Source organism: Streptomyces alboniger (genome assembly GCF_008704395.1).
Taxonomy (GTDB): domain Bacteria; phylum Actinomycetota; class Actinomycetes; order Streptomycetales; family Streptomycetaceae; genus Streptomyces; species Streptomyces alboniger.
This window is the reverse complement of sequence record NZ_CP023695.1, coordinates 6,550,468-6,563,119: the sequence shown is the minus strand read 5'-3', so window position 1 is coordinate 6,563,119 and position 12,652 is coordinate 6,550,468. Positions and strand designations below refer to the sequence as shown.

The window sequence follows — 12,652 nt, the reverse complement described above, 5'->3', positions numbered from 1 at the left end:
GTGGCCGCCGGGCTGTCGGCGAGACGTGGCGGTGCCCGCCCGTGGGTGACAGCTCGGCGGTCATGGATGTCTTCCCGAACGCCGCGGGCGGGATCTCAGGCAGGCGACGCGGTCCTCCTCGAACGCCTTCCGCCACTGGTTGTCGGGGTGCCGGGCGTCGTACTGCCACGGCGCAGGAGTGGCGAAATCGCCGATGGCATCGAACACTTCGCCGGCCCACTGGGCGAAGCCGCCCCTCGCCAGGGCGTAGGCGAGGTAGTTGAGATCCAGCTGTGAACTGGTGGCCGGATCACACTTTCGGAACCAGCCCTCGAATGCCTGCGTGATGGCCCGGGTGGTGTCCTCCCTGGTCCACAGGAGGTTCAGCATGACCTCGGCGCCGTTGTCCCGTCGCTCCCGGTGTTCCTGCACCCGGGCGTAGAGGGGCAGCAGAAGCAGGGGCGAGTCGGGCGGCGCGAAGGAGACCGTCCAGCGGGCGAAGTCCGTCGCGACGGCCTGGCGGCCCGCGGGGCCCGGGCGGGCCTGGAGCGCCTGGGACATGCGGTGCCATGCCTCGCGGTTGAACGGATCTCGTCGGTGCGCTTCCCCCAGCAGGCCCCATGGCCCGCCGGGCAGCAGGTACTCATGGGGTGGCGGAGCCACGTGATGCTCCGGGTAGCGTCCTGTCGTGTCCGCCTCGGCCAGGGCCAGGCGGCAGATCCAGGGCACCGCGTCGTCGGCGTTCCCCTCGCCCGCCCTGTGGCACGCGTCCCGGGCTCTGGCCACCAGTTTCTCCAGGTCCCCTGCCCGCCGGTAGTCACGCGCCCAGTCCCTGCGGTGGGCCTGCAACACGCGTTCGGTGGCGACCCTGGCGTACATCACCCGGGCGGCGAGGCTCTCCGGTTCCTCCTTCAGCCACAGCTCGACAACGTTGGCCTGAGCCGCGACGACTCCAAGAACCTGAGTACGGGATGTCCACTGCGTCCAGCTGCCCGTCCGGGCGAGCACCTGCCGCATCTGCATCCAGTAACCCGCCTGGACGTCCTGCACCGCCGCATAGAGATCTGCGTCTCGGCCGACCGGGTTCGCCCGGCCGGCCGGGGTCGAACTCTCCATCAACGCATCCCTCGGCTCGCCGGTTCATGTGAGCACGACACCGAACGGTGTGCACGGGCGAGCATAGGCAGAAGGACTCTCGGGACAGTTGGGATGGGGGGCCGGGCCGGTGGCTCTCACCTTTGGCCGGTAGCGAGTGCTCGACAGGTACTTAAGTGCCTGGAGAGGCGCATGACCAGAGAATCCCAAGATTGTTCGGTTGCTCAGCTATGAGTTTCGGCCACGCGGCGGGCCAGCGTCGCCATCCGTGACCGAACCCGCCGACCGCAGCTCTCGGACGGTGCGCCACCGGGGTTCGGACGCTCGCAGCCCGCGAGCAACATGCCTGTGCGACAGGTGAGTTGGCGGCGGCAACTCGACGGAGTGCGGGGGCCTCGGCACGACGACGAAAAGGCAAGTTGCGTGTGATGTAGGAGAGTTGAGGCGCGCTGGTGGCGCGCAGGCATCGCAGGTGGCGCTGCGTTCAGGCGTGTACGGATGCCTTGGTGCCACCCTTCCGGACACGGGATCATTAGGCCAGTTCGGAGCGGTGGTCACTGTCCGTGAGCGGATGTCATAGTGGGCGGAAGTGCGGGCGGAAGTGTGCGGCCACAGCGGTTTCCGCCACCATCGCGGGCAGTGCTTGCGCGACGCAGACTGTGTGCGACCACCGGCGTGAGGTCGAATCCGTACGACGGCACAGGCACGGGCGGCCCGTGCAGGACGTGATCCAGAACCCACTGCGCCATGGGCTCCCCCGTTGTCAACGAGGCGAACCCACGCTCCCCAGCCAGAGCACGTCTCGTGCCCTGGTCATGGCCACGAAAAGCTGGCTGCGCAGCAGCTCTTCGCGCTCTCTTAGCGTTTCGGGCACCTCGGCGACTCCGAACCGCTCACCGGCCGGTACCCCGTCCGACAGAGCGGCGTCGTGCTGCGGCAGATACACCCGCTTGAACTCCAAGCCCTTGGCTCTGCGGTAGCTACCCAGCTTGACCGCGTCGACGGGGCGCCCGTCGTAGTGCTCCAGCAGGCATACCGGGATGTCCGCCTGAGCGAGCAGTCGCTGGTAATGACCGATGGCTCGCTTGGACGGGCACAAAACGGCCGCATCGGCTCGCGTGCCACCGGGCATGGCACGTAGCGCGTCCAGCAGCGCTTGGTCGTGGTCATGGACAGTCGGCTTGGTGACGCGGGTCACCTGCCCATCGTGGTAGGTGAGATCGACGTCGCGGCGGCCGGGCGTTCGCAGGCCGTCGATGTCCTCGAAGGCGTCCTCCGCCACGACCGTGAGCGCCACGTCCAGGATCTGCTTGCTGTTGCGGTAGTTGGTACGAAGGACCTGTCCGCGGTCGCCGCGGATGTCGATGCCGGCGTCGGTCAGGCGGAATCCCCCCGGATAGACGGCCTGCTGGCCGTCGCCGACCAGGAGCAACCCGTTGGGGGCGTCACCGACGAGGGCGTGCAACAGACGTACCCCGACGAGGGTGAGGTCCTGGACCTCGTCCACGATGACGGCCGCATAGGGGAGTTGGCCGGTGGGACGCGACGCCTCGGCCAGGGCGAGCGAGAGCACGTCGTTGAAGTCGTGCACGCCGCGCGCGATGCGCAGTTCCTCGTATGCCTCGTACAGCTCCCACACCGCCTGCCGGTGGGGGCGGCGCAGGCTCGCCCTGCGTCGGCGCCGAGGCACGGTCGCGTACTCCTCGAAGGTGGTGATGCCGCGGCCCTTGATGACGTGGTCGATCTCCTCTCGCCAGTAGATCGGCGCCGGGTCGACCTCGGCGAGGCGGCTGTCGCGTCCGACGTATTTCCAGGCGAGGCTGAAGGCGGTCTGCGCCTTGTTCCCGTGCAGCCTCACCGGGACGCCACGTTCTTGCAGGAATTCCTGCGCCCAGGAGTGCAGGCTGCGGAAGTCCACCCGGTCGGCGACCGCCGGGGCCATGGCCTTGAGGAACGTGGCCTGTACGCGAGGCAGGTTGTTGGCGTACGTGACGTACAGGGTCCGGCCGCCGGTACGTCGAGCCACGTGGGCCGCGCGGTGCAGTGCGACCACCGTCTTGCCCGTGCCCGCCGGGCCGCTGATGCGCGCCGGACCCGACCAGTTGCGGCGTACCAGTGCGACCTGATCGGGGTGCAGAAAGGTCATCCACTGCTCGATCGGGGCCCGCAGCGCCTCTTCCAGGGCCGCGTCGCGCAGACCCTCCAGGTCGAACAGGCCATCCGGTACGCCCTGTTGAGGCTGGCCCGGAGACGGCGGAATCCGCTCGGTCACCGCCGATCCCTCATAGTCGGGGAAGACGCGCTCCACATGGTCGGCGATCGCGCGGACGGACTCCGCGCGCAACCTGCGGCACTCCGACAGCAGCGCGGGACCGACCTCGTGCTCCCCCAGCAGCCGGATGCGACCGAGGCCGGCATCGACCCGGTGCCCCGCGAACACCATGAGGGGCTGGACCGCCACCGGGGACAGGCCGAGCGACGCGACCGCGCTCTCGGCGGCTTTCGTGACCGCCAGCAGCTTGGCCGCATGCTCGTCCCGCGGTTCGCCACCGGCGCGCAACCTGCCGTCCGCGACCTCTGGAGCACGGCGCCAGTTCTTGACGTCGATGACGAAGACCCCGCCGGGGCCCACCATCAGCATGTCCACGTTGGCGGTCCGTGTCCCCGGCCATCGGCGGTCTACGAGCAGCCTCCACCCACGCTCAGTGAGTACCAACAGCTGGGCCGCGACCCGCCGTTCACCCTCGCTCGCCGCTTCCCATTGCCGCGCCTGCCGACGAGCGGACTGCCACTGCTCGCGCAGCAGCCGCTCCTGCCGCCGCGCCTCCTGCGCCCGCCGTGCCGCCGAACCGCCTGCCGCCATACCAGCCCCCTCGTACGCGGAGTGACGATCATAGGACCGTCCGCGACCGTAACGGCAGGGTGCGCGAGGAGGTAGCGGGCTCGCCCCCTCGTGGTGGCCGGCTGCTCCTCGAACTCGGTCGGGCGCCGCTCAGACCAGACCCAGAGCCCGCACCACATCGGAGGTGGCCGTCGACGTCTCCACCGAGTGGCAGCCCTCCGGGATCGAGGCTTGGGGATCCTTCAGGCCGTTGCCGGTGACCGTGATGACGATGCGCTGGGCGGCGGGCACCCGGCGCGCCGCGTGTTCGGCGAGCAGTCCCGCGACGCCGACCGCCGACGCCGGTTCCACGAACACCCCCTCGTGGCGGGCGAGCAGGCGGCAGGCAGCGAGGATCTGCTCGTCCGAGACGGCCGAGATCCGGCCGCCGGACTCGTCGCGGGCCGCCAGCGCGCCCGCCCGGGACGCCGGGTTGCCGATCCGGATGGCGCTGGCCACCGTCTCGGGAGCCTCGACGGTCCGCCCGAGGACCAGCGGGGCCGCGCCCGCCGCCTGGAAGCCCCAGATCCGCGGGCGGTGCGCGGCGCGTCCGGCCTTCTCGTACGCCGTGTAGCCGCGCCAGAGCGCGGTGATGTTCCCGGCATTGCCGACCGGCAGGCAGTGGAGGTCGGGGGCATCGCCCAGCACGTCGACGATCTCGAAGGCCGCGGTCTGCTGGCCCGCCAGACGGTGGTCGTTGGCCGCCGAGTTGACCAGGGCCACCGGATGCTCAGCGGCCAACTCCCTGGCGACCCGCAGGCAGTCTTCGAAGGTGCCGGTCAGCTCGACGACTTCGGCGCCGTACTGCACCGTCTGGGCGAGCTTGCCCAGCGCGACGGCTCCCTTCGGGACCAGGACCACGGTCCTGAGCCCGGCCCGCGCGCCGAACGCGGCGGCCGAGGCGCTGGTGTTGCCGGTCGACGCGCACACCAGCATCTCCGTGCCCGCCTCGACCGCCTTGCTGACCGCCACTGTCATGCCGCGGTCCTTGAACGAGCCGGTGGGTCGTACGACTCAACCCGCCGTCCGGACCTGGTGACGACGCGGCTCAGCGAGATGTATCCCGAACTGCCGCGCGGCGAGCAGGCGATCGTGCGGGTGCTCCTGGGTGACTACCCCTTCGCGGCGCTCGGCTCGCTGCGGTCCCTCGCCGACCGGGCCGAGGTCAGCCCGCCCACCGCGTCCCGGCTCATCGCCCGGCTCGGCTGGAGCAGCTTCGCGCAGTTCCAGTCCTCCGTACGCGCGCAGAGCAGGGAGCACGACCGGTCGCGGCTGCGGGAATTCGTCAGCACCTCTCCCGCCGCACCGCACCAGGCTGCCGAGGAGCTGCTCGCCGGGCTCAGCGGCACGGTCGAGGCCGCGACCGAACCCCTCCTCGACCGCATCGGCGCCCTGCTCGCGGGCGCCGGCGGCGTCTGGGGGATCGGCGGACCGCTCAGCGAACTCGCCGCCGACTACCTCGTCCGCCAGCTCTCCGGTCTGCGTCCGCGCGTGCGCCAGGTGCCGCACGAGGCGGCCGCCCGGGCCAGGGTGCTGGTCGACATCGGCCCGCAGGACCTGATCGTGGCCTACGACTTCCGCCGCTACTCGCAGAGCGCCGCGCGCTTCGTCCGGGCCGCCCGAGCGCGCGGGGCACGACTCGTGCTGGTCACCGACGCCTGGGGATCGCCGATGGCCCCGGACTCCGACGTGCTGCTGCGCCTGCCCAGCGAAGCAGCCGGCCCGATCGCTCCCCTCACCCACATCGTGGCCGTCACCGAGCTGATCCTGGTCGCCACGGTTCCCCACCTGACCGGCTCGGCGAACCGCCTGGAGGAACTCGACGGTCTGACCATGGAGTTGGATCGGCCGGAGGACACGCTTTAACGCCAACACCAACGGCAACGGCAACGGCAACGGCAACGGCAACGCCAACGGGCGCGAGCAGAGGCTTGAGTCTCCGGTTACAGGAGACATGAGGGTAGGGGCATGAACGGCGACACGCTCTACTCGATCGGTGATCTGGCCCGGCGGACGGGTCTGACGGTGAAGGCCATCCGGTTCTACGCGGACACCGGGCTCGTGCCACCCACCGACCGCACCCCCGCCGGGTACCGCCGGTACGGCCCCGATGCCATCGCCCGCGTCGAACTCGTGCGCACACTGCGCGAGTTGGGCATCGACCTGGCCACGATCCGCAAGGTCATGGACCGGGAGGCTCTGCTGACGGACGTCGCGGCGACGCACGCCGATGCGCTGGACGTGCAGATCCGCGTCCTGCGGCAGCGCCGCGCCGTACTGGCGGCGGTGGCCCGGCGCGGCTCGACTCCCCGGGAGATGGACCTCATGCACAGATTGGCACGCCTGTCGGAAGCCGAACGGCAAGGGCTGATCGACGACTTCCTCAGTGCCGTGCTCGACGGCCTGCACGATCACCCCGCGTTCGCCGCGGCCACCCGCTCACTGACACCCGAACTGCCAAACGACCCCGAACCCGAGCAGATCGAGGCCTGGGTGGAACTGGCGGAGCTGCTCCAGGACCACGGCTTCCGCACCACACTGCACGGCATGGCCCAGGACTTGGGGGCCGACCGGGCCCCGGACGCCGGCACGGGCCGTCCCCTGATCCTCACCGAAGCCGTACGGGCTCAGGTGACACCGGCTCTGGAAGCCGGTGTCGCACCCCAATCGCCCGCGGCGGACCCGATCGTCGCCGCACTCGCGGCCCACTACGCGCGCATCCTCGGCGACCAGGCCTCGTACGACACCCCTGCCCTTCACCGGCGCCTTGCCGCCCGGCTGGAACAGATGCACGACCCGCGCCGAGACCAGTACCTGTCCCTGCTGGCCGTCATCAACGGCTGGCCGCCACCCGAAAGCCTGGCGCCCGCGCTCACCTGGGCCTCCCAGGCACTCCGCACCCGGCAGTGGGTTGTCCGCGAAATCTCCCGGAATTGTCCGTGATCGGTAACAGACGCATCCCGTGGCCCGTGTGTCTCGTCCTGCCGGGTGGTCGTGAGACGACCGGAGAACGGCGAGGGATTGCGCGAGAGGGGCGGACATGGCGCGGCACGGCGGCGGGCGGGGCTGGTACGGCAAGTTGATCGGGGCGGCCCTCGGGGTGACGATGCTCGCCACCGGGGCCTCGGTGTGGACCGCGCAGGCCGGCGCCACGGACGACTCGACGCCGGAGGCGGCCGCGCCGACCGCGCCGGGCAGCGCCGTCAAGCCCGTCTCGGCGGCCATCGCGCACGCCTCGGAGAAGGGGAAGCGCGGCATCAACATCACCATCGACGACGGCCCCGACCCCAAGTGGACCCCTCAAGTGCTCGACCTGCTGCGGGAGTACGGAGTGAAGGCCACGTTCTGCATGGTGGGCACGCAGGCGCAGGCTCACCCGGACCTGGTGAAGAAGGTGGTCGCGGCCGGGCACCGGCTGTGCGACCACTCGGTCTCTCACAACACCGCCATGGACAAGGATTCCCAGGCCTACCAGTCGCGGCAGATACTCGATGCCGAACGCATGATCACCAAGGCGTCCGGGGGCGTGCGGCCGATGTACTACCGGGCGCCCGGCGGAGCCTTCACCCCGTACAGCCGCAAACTGGCCGCTTCCCGGGGCATGCGCCCGCTGGGCTGGAACGTGGACACCAAGGACTTCGAGCAACCGGGCACGGACGCCATCGTCGCCACCGTCGAGCGCGAACTGCCCAACGGACCGACACTCCTCTTCCACGACGCGGGCGGTGACCGTACCCAGACCGTCGAGGCCCTGCGCCGGCTCCTCCCCCGACTCAAGGAGCAGGGCTACTCGTTCGGCTTCCCGGTGCGCTGACCGCGGCCCCGGCCGGGCCGCCCCGCGCCACGCGGTGGCGGGCGATGTTCCGTTCCAGCAGCCGGGTCGAGGCGGCGACGCCGACGCCGCGTTCCGGGTCGACGGACGGCAGCCTGCCGCCGGCGCGCTTCAGCTCGGCGAGCGCGGCCTCCATCGCCTCGTGCGCGGCGAAGAGGCAGGGCGTGCTGTAAATGGCGACGTCCACGCCCAGTTCGGCGAGTTCGGCGAGCGAGAGCCGCGGGGACTTGCCGCCGCCGATCTGGTTGAACAGCAGCGGCTTGCCGTCGGCGACCTCGCGGATCCGGTGGACCCACTCGACGTCACGTACGCCGTCCACCAGGATCACGTCCGCCTCGGTGGCCGCCAGGCGGCTGGCGCGCTCGATGATGTCCGCCTCGTCCGTCGCGTCCGTGCGGGCCACCACCACCATGTCCTCGCGGGTCCGCAGCACCATCTCCAGCTTGGTGAGGTACTCGTCGAGGGGCAGCACCTGCTTGCCGTCCGCGTGCCCGCAGCGGCGGGGCCGCTTCTGGTCCTCCAGGATCACGCCCGAAGCCCCGATCCGCTCCAGACTCTCCACCACATGACAGGCCACTTCGGGATCGGCGTAACCGTCGTCGATGTCCACCAGCAGGTGATGCCGGGGAAACGCTCCGCGCAGCCGCTGTACGAACGCCAGCATGTCCGGCCAGGCGATGAAGCCGATGTCGGGCAGCCCGTAGTACGAGGCGGCGAAGCCGAAGCCGGACACGAAGAGCCCGTCGTAGTGGCCGGCCGCGACGGACGCCGAGTACATGTCGTACACGCCGATCAGCGGAGTCGTGCCCGGCGCGGCGATCCGGTCTCTCAGCTCGGTTCCGTAGTTCAACGCCTGACTCCTGGTCATGTGGGTGGGGGGTGGCCGAGACAGGATGATTTCGGGCACGAGGAGCGGGCCTCCCCGACCCGCGCTCCCCTCACCCTCCCGGCCCAGCGCTTTCACCAGAGAAACGTCACTGCGGCCAGAGCCTTGCAGAATCCAGAGGGACCTCTAAAGTTATAGATGTCTCTAAGTTTCTGGGCTCAGAGGAATGGGGTGTGCGCGTATGGAGGCCGTCGAAGGCGGGCTGCGCGAGCGGCACAAGGCGCGGCGGCGCGGGCGGATCCTTGAGGCGACGCGCGAACTGCTGCGGGAGGGCCCGGAAGCGGTGATCAGTACCGAGCGGATCGCCGCGCGGGCTGAGGTCTCCCCTGCCACCGTGTACAACCTGGTCGGACCGCGCGACAAGATCTGGGAGGCGCTCGCCGCCGAGTTCATGGACGAGCTGGAGCGCCGCCTGGGGTCGCAGGGAGCCGATGACCCGAGGGAGGTCGTCAGGTCGACCGTCCAGTTGTTCGTGGGCGATCCGGTCGTATCGCGTCGCATGGTGCGTGAGTGGGAGGACAGCGGCCTCGTACTCCACCGCAGTCCGCACACCCACCTCCGCAGGGCGCTGGCGGACGCGCGGGCGCGGGGCCTGCTGCGCACCGACATCGCCACCGACGCGCTGGCCGCCGTGGTCAGCACCGCGTGCGTGGGCGCGCTGCACCAGTGGGTGGCCGCACTGATCGACGACGACCGGTTCCTCGAACGCGCGCTGCTCGCGCTGGACGTCGCGCTCGCCGCGGCGGCCGCCGACCCCCACCGCGACCGGCTCCTCGCGCCGCTGCGAACCGGGGACGCGCGATGACGGCCGGCGCGCCGCGACGGGCCCGCAGCTTCGCCGGCCGCGGCGGGATCAGGCTCACGGCGGACGTGTGGGGCGAGGCGTCGGCGCCTCCGCTCGTCCTGCTGCACGGCGGCGGCCAGACACGGCACGCCTGGGGCCGGACCGGCCCCCGGCTGGCCGCGCTGGGCTGGCAGGTCATCGCCCCGGACCTGCGCGGCCACGGCACCAGCGCGTGGTCGGCCGACGGCGACTACGACCTCGGCCTGTTCGCCGACGACGTCCGTGCGCTCGTCGCCGGACTCGGCGCCCGACCGGTGGTCATCGGCGCCTCGCTCGGCGGACTGAGTGCGCTGCTCGCCGCCGGAGAGGCCCCCGAAGCGGCGGTCCGCGCCCTGGTGCTCGTCGACGTCGCCCATCGGCCGGACCCTCGCGGAGTCGTGCGGATCGTCGAGTTCATGCGACGGACGCACGGGTTCGCCAGCGTGGAGGAAGCGGCCGCGGCCGTCTCGGCCTACCTGCCGCACCGGCCACCCTCGGAGTCGGGGGCAATGGGGATACGTGACAACCTGCGGCGCCGCGGCGACCGCTGGGTCTGGCACTGGGACCCCCGCCTGCTGGACAGCTTCGAGGGCCGGATGGACCCGCCCGGCATGGCGGAGCGCCTCCTCGACGCCGCACGCCGCGTCGGCGCGCCGATCCTGCTCGTCCGCGGCGGGATCAGCGACGTGGTGCGCGAGGACATCGCCGAGGAGTTCTGCGCCGGGGTTCCCCACGCGCGGCGCGTCGACGTGGCGGGCGCCGGGCACATGGTGGCCGGGGACCGGAACGACCACTTCATCGATGCGATCGGCCCCTTCCTCGAAGAGATCGCCGCCGCGCCGCGGTGAACGCGCGACCGACGGGGCCGCCCACCCCGGACGCCCGTGCTGGGCAATCCCCCGGACGACGTACCCAGACCCACAGGAGTGGTCGAACGCAGCATCACGGCGCGGCGCGCTCCACCCCACCAAGGGTCGCCCGGCTATTCGAAATCCGGTTCTAGATTTAGCTCCCGTGCACCCGTGACGGGGACAGGAACGGCTGAGTTATCCGATCACCTGTCCGCATCGTACGCCGAGGAGCGCCCATGCACCGCTTGTGTCGCCCTGCCCTCATTCATCCTGCGTTCGAAGACGCCGCCCCTCGGGGAGGCGCCCTGTGAAGAGGTTCTTCGGGCCGGTACGCATGGCCGAGCCCAAGGTCTCCGACGCCGAACGGGAGCTGTTCGGCGGCCCCTTGCGCTACGACATGGGCTGGTCCCAACACGAGCACGCCACCCTGGACCTGACCATGCGCTCCGCGCTCCGCTCCATGCCGGGCCTGGTCGGAGCGACCCTGCGCATGGCCTGGAACGCCGACCGGCGAGCGCTCCTCGCGGTGGCGATGAGCGAGATCGGCCAGGGCATCGCCGCGGCCGTCGGACTGCTCGCCGTCAACGCCGTCATGCACGCCCTGCTCGGCGGCACCGGCAGCCCCGTCGAGCGGTTGCACGCCCTGCTGCCCGGCCTGCTCGCCGCGGGGGTCGTCGGCGTCGTCAACTCGGCCCTGGCCGCGTGGTCCACCTCCCGGGCGGGGCGTCTGGAACCGCTCGTCGAGCGGATCGCGACCACCCAGTACCTGGCCGCCTCGGCCTCCGTCGAACTGGAGGCGATCGACGACCCCGACTTCCGCCGGCTCATCGACATCGCCCAGTACGGCCCGGCCTCCGCCCGCCGCATGATCGGGGCCTGCGTCGCCGCGCTCAACGGCGTCATCTCGCTGATCACCACGGCCGGCGTGCTCACCGTCCTGCACCCCGCCCTGCTGCCCATGCTGATCCTGATCGCCGCCCCACGGGGCTGGGGCGCCATGCGTGTCGCACAGGAGCGCTACGTGTCACGGATGAGCTGGATCGAGCACGTGCGCGCCGGCCGCCTCATCGGCAACCTCCTCACCGAGCGAAGCGCCGCACAGGAGGTGCGTATCCACGCCGTCGGCGCCTTCCTGCTCAGCCGCTACCGGCGGATGGCCGAGAGCGCCGAAGCCGAGCAGGAGCGACTGGCCACGAGCAAGGCCCTCACCGAGTGGGTCGCCGCCGCCCTGTCCGGCCTCGCGATGGCGGCGACCTACGGGACGATGTTCTGGCTGATCACGAGCGGTCACATGAGTCTGGCCGTCGCGGGCACCGCGGTGATCGCCGTACGGACCGGGTCGGCCAGTCTGGGCGCGCTGGTGATGAACGTGAACCAGCTGCACGAGGAGTCCTTGTACGTACGCGACCACGGACGCTTCCTCGTCCAGGCCGCACAACGCACCATCCCCGACGGCGGCGCCCCCGTCCCCGACCGCGTCGAGCGGATCGTGCTGGACCACGTCACCTACCGCTACCCCGACCGTGACACCCCGGCGCTGGACCAGGTGACGCTCACGCTGCCCATGGGATCGGTCACCGCCGTCGTGGGCGAGAACGGCTCGGGCAAGAGCACGCTGATGAAGATCCTTTCGGGTCTGCTGCTTCCCCAGGACGGCACCCTCCTGTGGGGCGACGCGGACATCAACGACCTCAACCGCTCCCAGCTCTTCGAACGCGTCTGTCTGCTCACCCAGGACTTCCAGCGCTGGCCCGTGACCGCCGCGATGAACATCCGCCTCGGCCGCCCCGCCCGCAGCGCCTCACCGCAGGACCTGCGACCGTCGGTGGAGTACGCCGGGGCAGGCCCCGTCATCGCCAAACTCCCCGACGGGCTGCGGAGTCTGCTGGCCCGCATGTTCCGCGGAGCCATCGAACTGTCCGGCGGTGAGTGGCAGAAAGTGGGGCTCGCCCGCACCCACTGGCGCAGCTCAACCTCCCGGGCTGACAGCGTCCTCATCGTCGACGAACCCACCTCCGCCCTCGACCCCGAGGCCGAGATCGAGGCCTTCGACCGCATCCGCCGCCTCGCCGCCCCCCACCGGGCCGTGGTCCTCGTCACCCATCGCATGTCGGGAGTGCGCCATGCCGACCGCATCTACGTGCTCCATCACGGACGCCTCGCCGAGCACGGCAGCCACGACGAACTCATGGCCGCCGGGGGCCGCTACGCCGCCATGTTCACCGCGCAGGCCGCCCAGTACGCCCCCACCAAAAGCATTCCGAACCCCGCCTCTCCCACCGTCGCGGATCCCGCATGACCCGGG

At 71.0% G+C, this 12,652-nt stretch carries 9 protein-coding genes and 1 pseudogene; 6 read left to right on the top strand and 4 right to left on the bottom strand.

Translation table 11 applies throughout. The annotated features are described in order from the left end of the window. Positions 1-60 precede the first annotated feature (60 nt). The 3 genes and pseudogenes from CP975_RS28865 to thrC form a co-directional block, all read right to left on the bottom strand. Positions 61-1,095 carry a hypothetical protein gene (locus CP975_RS28865; protein WP_055531490.1) on the bottom strand — a complete coding sequence of 345 codons (1,035 nt, stop codon included), beginning with the start codon at positions 1,093-1,095 and terminating at the stop codon, positions 61-63. Between the two features lie 742 nt (positions 1,096-1,837). Then, positions 1,838-3,937: a nuclease-related domain-containing DEAD/DEAH box helicase gene (locus CP975_RS28855; protein ID WP_055531492.1), complete on the bottom strand. Its 2,100-nt coding sequence runs from the start codon at positions 3,935-3,937 to the stop codon at positions 1,838-1,840. Positions 3,938-4,066: 129 nt separating this feature from the next. Then, positions 4,067-4,951: pseudogene (gene thrC, locus CP975_RS28850) on the bottom strand (threonine synthase); the annotation flags it as partial. 39 nt (positions 4,952-4,990) lie between these two features. Here thrC and CP975_RS28845 point away from each other — a divergent pair. The 3 genes from CP975_RS28845 (at position 4,991) to CP975_RS28835 (ending at position 7,769) form a co-directional block, all read left to right on the top strand. Beyond that, positions 4,991-5,821 (top strand): MurR/RpiR family transcriptional regulator, encoded by an 831-nt coding sequence (locus CP975_RS28845; RefSeq protein ID WP_055531496.1) that lies wholly within the window; start codon positions 4,991-4,993, stop codon positions 5,819-5,821. Between the two features lie 102 nt (positions 5,822-5,923). Further along, a complete protein-coding gene (locus CP975_RS28840; protein ID WP_055531498.1) occupies positions 5,924-6,898 on the top strand; it encodes a MerR family transcriptional regulator in 975 nt (324 codons plus the stop codon). Between the two features lie 97 nt (positions 6,899-6,995). Further along, positions 6,996-7,769, top strand: a complete 774-nt coding sequence (locus tag CP975_RS28835; protein ID WP_055531500.1) for a polysaccharide deacetylase family protein — start codon at positions 6,996-6,998, stop codon at positions 7,767-7,769. Here the strand turns inward: CP975_RS28835 and CP975_RS28830 are convergent. Next, positions 7,729-8,637 carry an isocitrate lyase/PEP mutase family protein gene (locus tag CP975_RS28830; RefSeq protein WP_055531502.1) on the bottom strand — a complete coding sequence of 303 codons (909 nt, stop codon included), beginning with the start codon at positions 8,635-8,637 and terminating at the stop codon, positions 7,729-7,731. The genes CP975_RS28835 and CP975_RS28830 overlap by 41 nt on opposite strands. A 217-nt stretch (positions 8,638-8,854) precedes the next feature. Here CP975_RS28830 and CP975_RS28825 point away from each other — a divergent pair, with 217 nt between their 5' ends. The 3 genes from CP975_RS28825 (at position 8,855) to CP975_RS28815 (ending at position 12,646) form a co-directional block, all read left to right on the top strand. Continuing rightward, positions 8,855-9,478: a TetR/AcrR family transcriptional regulator gene (locus CP975_RS28825; RefSeq protein ID WP_055531504.1), complete on the top strand. Its 624-nt coding sequence runs from the start codon at positions 8,855-8,857 to the stop codon at positions 9,476-9,478. Further along, the gene (locus tag CP975_RS28820; protein ID WP_055531506.1) at positions 9,475-10,344 is read left to right on the top strand and encodes an alpha/beta fold hydrolase; all 870 of its coding nucleotides are present in this window, start codon (positions 9,475-9,477) and stop codon (positions 10,342-10,344) included. The genes CP975_RS28825 and CP975_RS28820 overlap by 4 nt, the downstream gene beginning before the upstream one ends. 337 nt (positions 10,345-10,681) lie before the next feature. Then, complete coding sequence (locus tag CP975_RS28815) at positions 10,682-12,646, top strand: ABC transporter ATP-binding protein (protein ID WP_055531543.1); 1,965 nt, start codon at positions 10,682-10,684, stop codon at positions 12,644-12,646. Positions 12,647-12,652: the final 6 nt, after the last annotated feature.